The organism is Kribbella caucasensis, from assembly GCF_004361855.1.
GTDB classification, from domain to species: Bacteria; Actinomycetota; Actinomycetes; order Propionibacteriales; family Kribbellaceae; genus Kribbella; species Kribbella caucasensis.
The window spans coordinates 1-12,194 of the sequence record NZ_SNWQ01000015.1; the positions used below are offsets into that span (position 1 = coordinate 1).

The following is a 12,194-nucleotide window of genomic DNA, read 5'->3' on the forward strand; positions in this document are numbered from 1 at the left end:
GCCTCACGAGCCACACCCGTCACACACGCCACACCGGTCACACGGCCGTAAACCCGCAGGCCAGAGCCCCAGGCAACGACTTTGCCGGGGCCCTGGACGGCAACCATTGCCGCGAGCGAGGCCGAGGAGCACTATCGAGCTGTGATGTGACTCACATACAGCGACGGCCTCGAGGAGGTGGGTGATGACCGGCACCCTGACGCACTTCACCCAGGAGCGGGCACCGTGCGGGCGGCTAGTGGACGGTGATCGCAGCAAGGACGACGACTCCGAGGGCCTGAAGTTCGACGATGTGCACTGGGCCTGCGGCTGCCGGACGATCCGGCACGAGTTCCACGACGGCAGCGTCCGGCTCAGGACCATCCGGCACGACGGCAAGGTGCTGATGGACGAGCACAGCGGCGACCACGAGGCCTAGGAGGATGTTTCACGACGTGGTGGTGATCGGGGGTGGCGGCGCCGGTTTGCGCGCCGCCATCGCCGTCGCCGAGACCAATCCGCGGTTGAGCGTGGCGATCGTCTCGAAGGTCTATCCGATGCGCAGCCACACGGTGTCGGCCGAGGGCGGCGCCGCCGGAGTCGCCGCCGAGGACGACAGCCTCGACGAGCACGCCTACGACACCGTCTCCGGTAGCGACTGGCTGTGCGACCAGGACGCCGTCGAGGCGTTCGTCCATGAGGCGCCCCGCGAACTGCTCCGGCTCGAACACTGGGGCTGCCCGTGGAGCCGCCAGCCGGACGGGCGCATCGCCGTACGAGCCTTCGGTGGGATGAAGAAGAAGCGGACCTGGTTCGCCGCCGACCGGACCGGATTCCACTTGCTGCACACGCTCTTCCAGACGGCGCTCTCGTACACCGACATCGTCCGGTACGACGAGTGGTACGTCACCAAGATCCTGGTCGACGACGGACGCGCGTACGGCGTGGTCGCGATCGAACTGGCCACCGGGCGGATCGAGACCATCACCGCGAGCACCGTGATCGTGTGCACCGGCGGTTGCGGCCGCGTCTATCCGTTCACCACCAACGCCAACATCAAGACCGGGGACGGGATGGCACTCGCCTACCGGGCCGGTGCGCCGCTCAAGGACATGGAGTTCGTCCAGTACCACCCGACCGGCCTGCCGTTCACCGGCATCCTGATCACCGAGGCGGCCCGGGCCGAAGGCGGCTGGCTGCTCAACAAAGACGGCTACCGCTATCTGCAGGACTACGACCTCGGCACCGCTTCACCCACTCCGGTGATGCGCAGCATGGAGCTGGGACCACGTGATCGACTCTCACAGGCCTTCGTGCACGAAATGGAAAAAGGCCGGACCATCGACACGCCGTACGGGCCGATCGTGCACCTGGATCTGCGTCACCTCGGCGCGAAACTGATCGACGCCAAGCTGCCGTTCGTCCGGGAGTTGTGCTCGAAGTACCAGAACATCGACCCGGTCTCCGAGCTGGTCCCGGTCCGCCCGGTCGTGCACTACATGATGGGCGGCGTCCACACCGACATCCACGGCGCGACACCGGTCCAGGGCCTGTACGCCGCCGGCGAGACCGCCTGCGTCAGCATCAACGGGGCCAACCGGCTCGGGTCCAACTCGTTGCCGGAGTGCCTGGTGTTCGGGAACAGGGCCGGGCGAGCTGCAGCCGTGTTCGCCGGCCGGTACGGCGACGCCAACGTGCCACGCGCGATCCTGGCCCAAGGACGCGACGAACAACGCCGGCTGGAGCAGGACCTCGGCCGGCACGCGAACGGACGCGAGCGGATCGCCGACATCCGTACCGAGATGCAGACCACGATGGAGAACGGTACGGGGATCTACCGCGACCGCGACTCGATGGAGAAGGCGGCCGACAAGCTGCGGGAGTTGCAGGAGCGGTTCGCCAAGGCGGCGATCGACGACCACAGCCAGACGTTCAACACCGAACTGGTGGCGCTGCTCGAGCTGTCGTTCATGCTGGATGTTGCCGAGAGCATCGTCGCCTGCGCACTGCGGCGGGAGGAATCGCGCGGGGCACACCAGCGCACCGATTTCCCGGATCGTGACGACGACCGGTACCTGGCCCATTCGCTGATCCAGCGCGGATCCGACGGCACCGGGCGGGTCCGGTACCTCCCGGTGACGATCACCCGCTGGCCGCCGGGCGAACGCGTTTACGGGAGGTAGACGATGGCAGACCGGATCACCCTCGAAGTCGCACGCTTCCGGCCGGAACTCGACACCGAACCGGTGCTGCAGTCGTACGAGGTCCCGCTGCGCGAGCACTGGGCGGTCCTCGACGGTCTCAGCTACATCAAGGATCACCTGGACGGCACGCTCTCGTTCCGCTGGTCGTGCCGGATGGGCATCTGCGGCAGTTGCGGGATGACCGTGAACGGCGATCCGCAGCTGACCTGTGCCACCTTCCTCACCGACTACGCGCCCGGGCCGATCCGGATCGAGCCGTTGCGCAACTTCCCGGTCGTCCGCGACCTGATCGTCGACATCGACGACTTCATGGCCAAGCTGCCGACCGTCAAACCGTGGCTGATCCGCGACGTGCACTCGCCGATCGAGGAAGGCGAGTATCTGCAGACGCCCGATGAACTGGACGAGTACAAGCAGTACAGCATGTGCATCAACTGCATGCTGTGCTACTCGGCCTGCCCGGTCTACGCGCTCGAACCGACCTTCATCGGCCCGGCGGCGATCGCATTGGCCCAGCGGTACAACCTCGACTCGCGGGACGAGGGCGCTTCCGAACGTGCGGAAGTACTGGCCTCGCCCGAAGGGATCTGGTCCTGCACGTTCGTCGGTGAGTGCAGCGCCGCGTGTCCGAAGGGCGTCGACCCGGCCGGCGCGATCCAGCGGTACAAGCTCACCGCGGCGACCAAGTCGATCAAGGATCTGCTCATGCCCAGGAGTGCGCGATGACCGCGTACCACCGGCCGATCCCCATCCTCTGGTGGACCGAACGTTGGTCGTACCTGCTTTTCGTACTGCGTGAACTAAGCAGCGTTTTCGTCGCCTGGTTCGTCGTGTATCTGCTGCTACTGATCAACGCGATCAGCGACGGGCCCGCGGCGTACGACGAGTTCGTCGAGCGGAGCGGGCATTGGTGGGTGGTCGCGATCAACGTGATCGCGTTGCTCTTCGTGCTCCTGCATACGGTGACCTGGTTCGGGCTGGCGCCGAAGGCGATGGTCGTGAAGCTGCAGGGCCGCCGCGTTCCGCCGCGAGCGATCCTGGCCGCGCATTACGCGGCCTGGTTGTTGCTGTCGGCCATCACAGCATGGGTGATCTTGCGTTGACGTCCTCCCCGCCATGAACGGCGAGGATTCCAACCACTACGCGGAGGTAGCGAGTTGAGGTTCACGCTTCGGCGAGACCCGTACGGGCGTCTCTCGGCGCGCACTGACGGCCCGTCCGGCCGCGATGTTCACTGCCGCGTTCACGTCCGCGTTGGCCCGATGGCCGCAGGCTGCGCACCGGAATACCGCTTGGATGCCCCTATGTTTGTCAAGCGGTCATGCGGCGGCTGGCAGCTGTTGTTCGGCGTTGCCGGGAGCTGGTCGCAGGAGGGGATAGACCTCGCGGGCGACATACCGTTTGAGACAGCGGATGATCTCGCGTCGGGTCTTGCCTTCGGCCAGCCGGCGGTCCCGGTAGGCGCGGGTGGGGGCGTGCCAGCGCAGGCGGGTGAGCACGATGCGATACAGCGCGGCGTTGGCTTGCCGGTCGCCACCGTAGTTGAGGCGCATGCGCTGGGTTTTCCCCGAGGACGCCTCAACCGGGCTGGTGCCGCACAGGGCGGCGAAGGACGCCTCCGTGCCCAGCCGGTCGGGGTTGTCGCCGGCGGTGATCAGCAAAGCCGCGGCGTTGTCCGGGCCGATACCCATCCGCTCCAGCAGCCGGGGCGTGTGTGCACCGATGACGGCGGTCAACCGACGGTTCAGCTCGTCGACCTCGCTGGTCAGCCGTTGGATCCGGGTCGCCAGCAGCGCCAACGTGTAGCGGGCGACATCGGCGGTATCGCCATCACGCTCCTCGTCGGTGGGTGCCAGCCCAGCGCAGCGGCGAATCAGGATCGGAGTGGTCAGCGAGGCCAGCGAGTCGCGCAGGCCGGCGTCGGCCGACACCAGCACCGCCTTGAGTTGGTTGATCGCCTGGGTGCGGGCCTTGACCGCGGAATCCTTGGCCAGTTTGAGCATCCGGACCATCTCGGCCGGCCCGTCGCCGGTTTTCGCGGTCGCGGTGGCGCGGCCGGAGATCACCGCCTGGGCGGCGGCCTGCGCGTCGATGGTGTCGGTCTTGCCGCGCCGCCGGCGGGTGGCCTTGTCAGGGTGGTTGACCTCCACTACCTCGACGCCCTCGGTGAGCAGGTAGCGGGTCAGTCCGGCACCGTAAGAGCCGGTGCATTCCACCCCGGCTCGGCGTACCAGGCCCAGGCCGCGAGCCCAGCCCAGCAGACTCCGGTAGCCGGCCGTGGTGGTGGGGAATGCCTTGCTGTCGATCACCCGGCCCAGCACGGTCACCACGGCGGCGACGTGCGTGTCCTTGTGGGTGTCCACACCGAGCACCACCTCCTCGGCGAAGGCATCGGTATCGGTATCGGATTGGTTGGTCGCCACCGTCTGGGGCATGCTGGTCATGGCTGTCGGACTCCTGTTCGGTACGGGCACACGATGGCCAACACCGGTCCGGCAGGGGCGGTCAAAGCTGTGATGGCGCCTTGTTCACGGCAAGGCCCCTATTGGGACACGCTCCGCCGGTCCGGTGGCGGCAAGCACTGTCCCGGACCACAGTCGACAGATCCAAGCCAGGACACTCCGGTCTGCTCTCGCGCGAGTCAAACCACGGTCCGGGACAGCACACCATGATCCTCACAGCTCTCGCGGTTGTCCGGTGCGCAGTGCCCACAGACGCTACAGGTCTGCGACGTGTACGCAGGATTCACTTTCTCGACCCGGCCGGCGGCCTTGTGCTCCAGGCGCTGCACGAGCAGCCCCCAGCCGTTGGCCAGGATGCCGCGGTCCAGTCCGGCTTTGGCGCGGCGACGGTTCGGCAGGTACCTCCCTGGTCGTTCCGGATCGGGTTTGGGTTTGGTCCGTCTGGTCATCGGTGCGACGCGCAGGTCCTCGACCCGGATGACGTCGAACTGCCGGGCGAGGTCGGTGCTGGTCTTCTCCACCCAGTCCTTGCGCCGGTCACCGGCGCGGGCCTGCAGCTTCGCGATCGCGGCCTTGACCCGCTCCCGGCGCTTGGAGCGGGGGCGGCAGCGGGCAAGACGGCGCTGCAGGTGCTTCAGCCGTGCCTGCTCGCCCTCCGACAGCCCGGGGCACAACAAGAGTTCGCCGGTGGACAGGGCGGCCGAGACGGTGACGCCGCGGTCCACCCCGACCACCTCACCCGTACCCGGTGCGGGGATCGGCTCCGGGATGACGGCGAAGGCGATGTGCCAGCGACCCGCCCGGTCGCGGGTGATGCGGTACGACTTCGCGTCGGGGATCGCTCGGGACAGCCGGAACCGCACCCAGCCGACCTTCGGCACGTTGACTTTGGCCCACTTCCGGTTCAGCCTGACGATCCGAGACGCCTGGGAGCCGACGATACGGAACCCCTCGTGCAGCCCGGCTTTGCGCCAGGTCGGCCGCCGGTGGGTGCCTGCGTAGAAGTTCTTGACCGCCTGGTCGAAGTCTCGCAGCGCCTGTTGTTGCACGGTTTGCGACCCGGCCCGCAACCAGCCGAACGCGGCTCGGGCCTCGGTCAGTTGCCGGGCCTGCTCCACGTACCCGGGTGTCGGGCGTTTGTCGGGGGTCCACATCGACCACTGCTCGAGAGCCAGGTTCCACACGTACCGGGCTTGCCGGCATTGCGCCAGCAACGCAGCTTCCTGCGCGGGAGTCGGGTCCAGCCGGTATCGGGACATGCCACTGATCCAATCAGCCGGGACCGACAGTTCCCCGAAGGGAGGCAGTCGCGGTTCCTCCCCGCCCTAAAGGACGGGGTTTCCCCGCGTCTAATCCGATGAAGACTCGACCCGAACCCTTTCTGTGGTTGCTGTTCAGCGCCGGGGGCATGGCCGCGGCGCTGATGATCCCGGTCCTGCTCTTCCTGTTCGGAGTGGCGTTTCCGTTGGACTGGATCAGCCCTCCCGACCACGCGCACCTGTACGCCGTACTGCATCACCCGATCACTCGACTGGTGCTCTTCGGGCTCTGCGTGCTGGCGTTGTTCCATTGGGCGCACCGCTTCCGCTTCACCTTGTACGACGGACTGCAGCTGAAGAGGTTCAGTGCTTTGATCATCGCGCTGTGTTACGGCGGAGCCGTCGCCGGGTCGGTCGTCTCCGCCGTTCTCCTGCTCAGCGTGTGATCAGATCTTGACGGCTCCAGGGCGGCCGTCTTCCACCACGAAGGACGCGTAGGTGTACTTCGGGGCGTCGGCGCGACTGACCGTGGTGACCATCCGCAGGTCGGTGCGGAACTGGTCGCGGTCGATCGTGCAGCGGACGTAGCCCCGGCGGTCGCCGTCGAAGAACTTGATGTGCGGGTTGTACTTGATCATCGGCCCGTAATAAGGCCCGTACACCTCGCCGTCGCCGTTGCTGGTCAGCGACGTGCCGACGAACTCGGTCGCGACCACTGGCGTCCCCTCGCGATCGAAGTTCGCGTGGATGTCGTTGACGAAGGTGGAGTGCCAGTCGCCGGTGACGACGACCGGGTTGCGGGTGTCCGCCTGGTCCCAGGCCTCGATCAGTCGTTGCCGTGCGCCCGGGAACCCGTCCCACGCGTCGTGCCAGAGAAGGTTGCCGTCGGCACCGTCGTGGTCGAGCCGGCCGACCATCACGTTGCTGGCGAGCACGTCCCACTGGGCCCGCGAGCGCTTCAGGCCGTCGTACAGCCACTTCTCCTGGGTCTTGCCGAGCATCGTGATCGACGGGTCGTACCCACCTCGCAGGCGTCGGCCTCGCCCCAGCCGCACGGCGGGATGCTGCGGTACTGCCGGCCGTCGACGACGTCGAACTGCGCGAGGTCGCCCCACTGGAGCCGCCGGTAGATCCGCGGTCCCTCACCGACAGGGCGCGCGGGTCGGCGTACCGGCTGGTGCTCGTACCACGCCTGGTACGCGGCGGCCCGCAGGGCGGTGATGTCACCCTCGTACTGCGACTGGTTGTTGGCGTAGTCGTTCTGGACCTCGTGGTCGTCCCAGGTCACCATCCACGGGAAGCGCGCGTGCGCCTTCTGCAGATCCGGGTCGCTCTTGTAGAGCGCGTACTGCATCCGCCAACGGTCCACGTCGCGCGGCGCCTGCTGCAGGACGGCCGGCACGGGGGTCTTCCGGTAGCCGCCGTCGGCCGGGATACCGCCCTCGTAGACGTAGTCGCCGAGGTGCAGGACGAGATCCAGGTCCTCGTTGGCCATGTGCCTGAGCGCCGAGTAGTAGCCGCTCGACCACTCCTGGCAGGACGCGAAGGCGAACTTCACCTCGGCGTGCCGACCGGTGCGGACCGGCGCAGTACGGGTGCGGCCGATCGGCGACACGTCCGAGCGGTACTTGAACCGGTAGAACCACTCGCGGTCCGGTGCCAGCCCGTCCACCTCGACGTGGACCGAGTGGGCGAGCTCGGGCAGCGCCCACGTCGTACCGGTCCGGATGATGCGGCGGAAGCCCTCGTCGAGCGCGATCTGCCACTCGATCGGCACCTTCGTCGGCGGCATACCGCCACCGGGCACGAACAGGTCCGGGACCAGCCGGGTCCACAGCACGACCCCGGTCGACGTCGGGTCACCACTGGCGACACCGAGCGTGAACGGGTAGTTCCCGCCGGCCGTCCTGGGGGTCGCGTTGGCCTGGTCGACCGGCAACTGGGCGAGCGCCGCGACCCCGGCCACACCTCCAACAGCAGCGAGGAACTTGCGACGATCTAGTGCTCCGACACGGGGCACTGGCTCTGCACTGGGCGGTGTCATGCGCCGCACGCTAACGCCGATTGGTGACATCGAGACGACTTTCGAGTGTCGCAACGGAGACCCGGCATGGCGGCCTCGATAGCCTCAGTTCATGCCGTCGATTCTGCACATCGCCTTCGTCGAGGAGTGGAACGCCGCCCGGGCAGCGGGCAGCTACCGGATCTCCAGCCGGGGCAAGAGCCTCGATGACGGGGCGACCTTCATCCACGCGTCCCGGCCGGAGCAGGTCGCGATGGTGGCCAACTTCGCCTACGACGACGTGACCGAGCCGCTCTGCCTGCTGGTGATCGACACCGAGCGCCTGGTGTCCGCGCTGTGCGACGAGGATCTGGACGGGACCGGGATGTCGTTCCCGCACATCTACGGCCCGCTCAACCTGGACGCGGTCGTCGACGTGCTGCCGTATGAGCGCGGTACCGACGGGCTGTGGCCGGAAGTCGACGCGCAGGTCGTATCCTGACTCCAGGAACGGGTCGGTCGGGCGATCGCGTCGCTCACCCTGAGGTGGGCGCCGAGGAAAGTCCGGACTCCACAGGGCAACGTGGTGGGTAACGCCCACCCGGGGTAACCCGCGGGACAGTGCCACAGAGAACAGACCGCCAGCGGCTCCGGTGAACCCCGTGGTTCATCGGAGTGCGGGTGAGGGTGAAACGGTGGTGTAAGAGACCACCAGCTCCGCAGGCGACTGCGGAGGCTCGGTAAACCCCACGTGGAGCAAGGCCAAGAAGGGCGGCGGGAAACCGTCGTCCGCGTGAGCGTTCGAGGGCTGCCCGCCCGAGCTCGCGGGTAGGCCGCTAGAGGTGCCGGCAACGGTCACCGTAGATGGATGATCGCCGACTACAGAATCCGGCTTACAGACCGACCCGTTCCCTCCAACGCCAGCCGCGTCCCCGGAAATGTCGAGGGGTCCCGGCCGGCTCCGACGTCGCTGCTGATAGCCGTTTGCCGACCGAGGAGAAACGATGAACCTGCCGGATGTGGTTTCGCGCGAGGAGTGGCTGGTGGCCCGGAAGAAGTTCCTGGCCGAGGAGAAGGAGTTCACCAAGCGGCGCGACCGGCTGAACGCCGACCGGAGGCGGTTGCCGATGGTCCGGGTGGAGAAGAACTACCGATTCACCGGTCCGTCCGGTGAGACCGGGCTGCTGGATCTGTTCGAAGATCGCGACCAACTGGTGGTCTACCACTTCATGTTCCACCCCGAGTGGGACGCCGGCTGCCCGAACTGCTCGGGCTTCGCCGACGAACTCGGCCGGCTGGACTTCCTGCATGACCGGGGTACGACGTTCGCCGCGATCTCCCGCGCGCCGTACGAGAAGATCGCGGCGTACCGGGAGCGGATGGGGTGGACGTTTCCGTGGTACTCGTCGTACGGGAGCGACTTCAACTTCGACTACCACGTGACGCTGGACGACTCGGTGGTGCCGCTGGAGTACAACTACCGCACCAAGGCCGAGTGGGACGCCCTCCCGAATAACGAACACGTGCAGGGCGAGCAGCCGTTCGACCTCCACGGCATGTCCTGCTTCCTCCGCGTCGGCGAGACCGTCCACCACACCTACTCGACGTACGGCCGGGGCACCGACTCCATGGGCTTCGCCCCCAACGCGCTGGACCTCACCGCCCTGGGCCGCCAGGAACCCTGGGAAGAACCCAAGGGCCGAACCCCCGGAACCGCCCCGGTAGCAGGCGACCCCCGCATCACCCACCGAGACACCACGGACGCCGACCACCACTGCCACTGAGAACTCCCGGCCTGCGAGTGCTGCCCACCCGCAGGCCGGGCCGTACCTCCAGCACTCAGTAACCACGCGGTGCACCCATTCCCCACGCCTGAACCCCGCCCCAAACCACGGATCTACAGCAGTTGCTGAGTGGTGCAGATACGCCGTGCGGTCAGGCGGTCAGGTCTAGTTCGTAGGTTTGGCTGAGGACGTCGCCGGTGCCGAAGGTGTTGTGTGGTTCGGATCCGGTGAGCTGGAAGCCGCGGGCCAGGTAGATGTGCCGGGCAGCGACCAGGGGGTCGTTCGTCCAGAGCACCATCCGCTTGTAGCCGGCCGAGCGGGCGAAGTCGAGGCAGGTGTCGACGAGCCGGCCGCCGAGACCGCTGCCCCGGCCGGACGGCGCGACGAGCAGAAGCCGGAGCTTGGCCGTCGCCTCGTCGTCACCGCGCACACAGAAGATGCAGCCGGCCCGCTCCCCGTCCACGGTCGCAACCCACGCCGCCTCCCGACCGTCGGCATCGCGGAGACGGGTGGTGGCGTAGTCGGTGACTATCTCGGCGACCAGGGTCTCGAAGGGGAAGCCCCAGCCGTATTCGGCCGCATAGATCTCGCCGTGCGCCTGCACGACCCATCCCAAATCACCAGGTTCACCCAGCGGCCTGATCACCACATCGGACATCTGCACCACCCGATCAACTGACACGACTGTTTCAGTAAGCGATACTAGCCGGGTGCAGACGACGAAACCAGCCCCCTCCGCGCGCGAACAGGAACTGCTCGAGCTCGCCTACGCGTACTCGCTCAGCCATGGCCTCGCGGAACTCTCGCTGCGCCCCCTGGCCGCGGCGATCGGGTCGAGCCCGCGGGTGCTGCTGTTCCTCTTCGGCAGCAAGGACGGTCTGATCCGCGCCTTGCTCGCCCGCGCCCGCAGCGACGAACTCGCCCTGCTGAAGAACCTCCGGTACGACGATCAGCCCGGGCTCGAAGTGGTCGCGCGCGAACTGTGGACCTGGCTCGCCGCACCGGAACGCCGTCCCCTGATGAACCTCTGGGTCGAGGCATACGGCCGCTCCCTGGTATCCCCCGAGGGACCGTGGGCCGATTACGCCCGCTCGACCGTCGACGACTGGCTCGAACTACTCAAAGCCTCCCAACCCGACCCCGACACCCCCACGGCGGAGGCCCGACGCACCGCGGTACTGGCCCTCCTCCGCGGAGCACTCCTCGACCTGCTGGCCACAGACGACCTGGACCGAACCACCAGAGCAGTCGAGACCGAGCTAGGGTGACGGCCAGCGGCGGATGGCGTCCGCAACGGCAGGGTCCAGTTGGGACATCAGGTTGATGACCTGGTCGGGTGACAGGTCCGGGTGGCCGAGTAGCCGTTGGTAAGCCAGCAGTCCTTCCTCGCCGCCGGTGTTCCACAGTTGCTCGGCGAAGCGGATCAGGCGGAACTCGTACCAGACGTAGTTCGTGACGCTGGACCGCATGCTTTCGCCCATCAGGGACAGGTCCTGCAGGTCCCAGATGTCAGACCCGGCATCGAGTGTCGCCTCGACCATCGCAGCCAGCAGGCGCAGTTGGTCGGGTTCGTGGGTTGCGAGGTAGCCGTGCATGCCGAGGTTGGCGAACAGCTCCATCACCCAGTCGGCCGGGAATTCCGACGCCCAGGTGACCGGGTCGATCTGATGGAACAGATGCGTCGCCTCGTGGGTGATGATCAGGTCGGCGATCTCGGTGAAGTCCGGCGGCTCCCCGAACGTGGTCGCACTCAGGTACGGCCGGCCTCGATATCTTCGGCCATGCCTCGAGTGATCGCGATCCGGCCGACGATCAACTCGTTGCTGGCGGCCACGGTGAGCCTGGCCTCCTCGGCCAGCATGCTCCGCAGCACCCCGATATCCGTTCCGCTGTTGTACTCGTCAACGATCGCGGCGAACATGCCCTCGCTTGTCCGGCTCGCCCGCGCGTAGCCGTCGATGGCAGAAGACTCCAGTTCGCGCAGCCGGGAACCGAGGGTCCGACGGGCGTCATACAGGCGACTGCGCACCGTGCCGACCGGGATGCCGAGGGCGGCCGCGATGGCGTCGTAGCTCGAGGCCATGCTGAAGTACCGCAGCACCACGACGTCCCGGAGTGGCTCCGAGAGCCCGCCGATCGCCGCCCAGATCCAGTCGCGCAGGGCCGCTTCCTCCAGCCGGCGGTCGGGATCGTCGGCCGCAGGAAGGTCCGGGAAGTCGGTGGGAAGCGGATCATGCCGACGAAGCCGGGCACGGGCCAGGTTCCGGGTGATCCCGGTCAGCCACGGCCGCGCCAGCGAGGGGTCCCTGATCCTGCCGAGATCCGTGATGGCGACCAGCGAGGCATCCTGAACGACGTCCTCGACCTCCGGCCCCGCGCCCAGTACTGCGGCTGCGACGGCGTGCATCGCGGCACGATGGCGCATCAGCAGTACGGCCAGCGACTGAACGTCACCACCGCGCGCAGCCAGGATCAACTCGGCGTCGGACGGTCCCATGTCATCA

16 protein-coding genes and 1 other RNA gene are annotated in these 12,194 nt (G+C 67.4%); 9 read left to right on the plus strand and 8 right to left on the minus strand.

The window, feature by feature from the left end; genetic code table 11:
* Positions 1-184 precede the first annotated feature (184 nt).
* The 4 genes from EV643_RS27535 to EV643_RS27550 are packed head-to-tail and all read left to right on the plus strand — an operon-like array spanning position 185 to position 3,286.
* Positions 185-418: a hypothetical protein gene (locus tag EV643_RS27535; RefSeq protein WP_133803065.1), complete on the plus strand. Its 234-nt coding sequence runs from the start codon at positions 185-187 to the stop codon at positions 416-418.
* A gap of 4 nt (positions 419-422) precedes the next feature.
* Positions 423-2,162, plus strand: coding sequence for a fumarate reductase (quinol) flavoprotein subunit (gene frdA / locus EV643_RS27540; RefSeq protein ID WP_133803066.1), 1,740 nt, complete (start codon positions 423-425; stop codon positions 2,160-2,162).
* Positions 2,163-2,165: 3 nt separating this feature from the next.
* Positions 2,166-2,909, plus strand: coding sequence for a succinate dehydrogenase/fumarate reductase iron-sulfur subunit (locus tag EV643_RS27545; protein ID WP_133803067.1), 744 nt, complete (start codon positions 2,166-2,168; stop codon positions 2,907-2,909).
* Entirely contained in the window at positions 2,906-3,286 is a 381-nt protein-coding gene (locus tag EV643_RS27550; protein ID WP_133803068.1) for a fumarate reductase subunit C, read from the plus strand. The genes EV643_RS27545 and EV643_RS27550 overlap by 4 nt, the downstream gene beginning before the upstream one ends.
* Positions 3,287-3,322: 36 nt before the next feature.
* On the opposite strand, the gene EV643_RS47005 is transcribed toward EV643_RS27550, so the two are convergent.
* The 3 genes from EV643_RS47005 to EV643_RS27565 all read right to left on the minus strand — a co-directional run bounded on the left by EV643_RS47005 (position 3,323) and on the right by EV643_RS27565 (position 5,904).
* Positions 3,323-3,481: a zinc ribbon domain-containing protein gene (locus tag EV643_RS47005; protein ID WP_370452396.1), complete on the minus strand. Its 159-nt coding sequence runs from the start codon at positions 3,479-3,481 to the stop codon at positions 3,323-3,325.
* Positions 3,482-3,502: 21 nt separating this feature from the next.
* On the minus strand, positions 3,503-4,627 hold the full coding sequence (locus EV643_RS27560; protein ID WP_238165841.1) for an IS110 family RNA-guided transposase: 1,125 nt from the start codon (positions 4,625-4,627) through the stop codon (positions 3,503-3,505).
* A gap of 197 nt (positions 4,628-4,824) precedes the next feature.
* Positions 4,825-5,904 carry an RNA-guided endonuclease InsQ/TnpB family protein gene (locus EV643_RS27565; protein ID WP_238165842.1) on the minus strand — a complete coding sequence of 360 codons (1,080 nt, stop codon included), beginning with the start codon at positions 5,902-5,904 and terminating at the stop codon, positions 4,825-4,827.
* 98 nt (positions 5,905-6,002) lie between these two features.
* Between EV643_RS27565 and frdD the strand changes: the two genes are divergently transcribed.
* Complete coding sequence (gene frdD, locus EV643_RS27570; protein WP_133803069.1) at positions 6,003-6,350, plus strand: fumarate reductase subunit FrdD; 348 nt, start codon at positions 6,003-6,005, stop codon at positions 6,348-6,350.
* On the opposite strand, the gene EV643_RS46530 is transcribed toward frdD, so the two are convergent.
* A complete protein-coding gene (locus EV643_RS46530; RefSeq protein ID WP_255513043.1) occupies positions 6,351-6,905 on the minus strand; it encodes an alkaline phosphatase D family protein in 555 nt (184 codons plus the stop codon).
* Complete coding sequence (locus EV643_RS27575; RefSeq protein ID WP_255513044.1) at positions 6,863-7,948, minus strand: alkaline phosphatase D family protein; 1,086 nt, start codon at positions 7,946-7,948, stop codon at positions 6,863-6,865. Before EV643_RS27575 ends, EV643_RS46530 begins: the two co-directional genes overlap by 43 nt.
* A 91-nt stretch (positions 7,949-8,039) precedes the next feature.
* Here EV643_RS27575 and EV643_RS27580 point away from each other — a divergent pair, with 91 nt between their 5' ends.
* From EV643_RS27580 to EV643_RS27590, 3 genes are all read left to right on the plus strand, one after another.
* Positions 8,040-8,408 (plus strand): DUF952 domain-containing protein, encoded by a 369-nt coding sequence (locus EV643_RS27580; protein ID WP_133803070.1) that lies wholly within the window; start codon positions 8,040-8,042, stop codon positions 8,406-8,408.
* A 9-nt stretch (positions 8,409-8,417) separates the two neighbouring features.
* An RNA gene (gene rnpB / locus EV643_RS27585) (RNase P RNA component class A) lies at positions 8,418-8,818 on the plus strand.
* Positions 8,819-8,910: 92 nt separating this feature from the next.
* A complete protein-coding gene (locus EV643_RS27590) occupies positions 8,911-9,690 on the plus strand; it encodes a DUF899 domain-containing protein (RefSeq protein WP_133803071.1) in 780 nt (259 codons plus the stop codon).
* A 151-nt stretch (positions 9,691-9,841) separates the two neighbouring features.
* Here the strand turns inward: EV643_RS27590 and EV643_RS27595 are convergent, their stop codons facing one another.
* Complete coding sequence (locus EV643_RS27595) at positions 9,842-10,372, minus strand: GNAT family N-acetyltransferase (RefSeq protein WP_238165843.1); 531 nt, start codon at positions 10,370-10,372, stop codon at positions 9,842-9,844.
* A gap of 28 nt (positions 10,373-10,400) precedes the next feature.
* Between EV643_RS27595 and EV643_RS27600 the strand changes: the two genes are divergently transcribed.
* Positions 10,401-10,958, plus strand: coding sequence for a TetR/AcrR family transcriptional regulator (locus EV643_RS27600; protein ID WP_133803072.1), 558 nt, complete (start codon positions 10,401-10,403; stop codon positions 10,956-10,958).
* Here the strand turns inward: EV643_RS27600 and EV643_RS27605 are convergent.
* The gene (locus tag EV643_RS27605) at positions 10,950-11,309 is read right to left on the minus strand and encodes a hypothetical protein (RefSeq protein WP_133803073.1); all 360 of its coding nucleotides are present in this window, start codon (positions 11,307-11,309) and stop codon (positions 10,950-10,952) included. The genes EV643_RS27600 and EV643_RS27605 overlap by 9 nt on opposite strands.
* A gap of 131 nt (positions 11,310-11,440) precedes the next feature.
* On the minus strand, positions 11,441-12,187 hold the full coding sequence (locus EV643_RS27610; RefSeq protein WP_133803074.1) for an RNA polymerase sigma factor: 747 nt from the start codon (positions 12,185-12,187) through the stop codon (positions 11,441-11,443).
* Positions 12,188-12,194 lie beyond the last annotated feature (7 nt).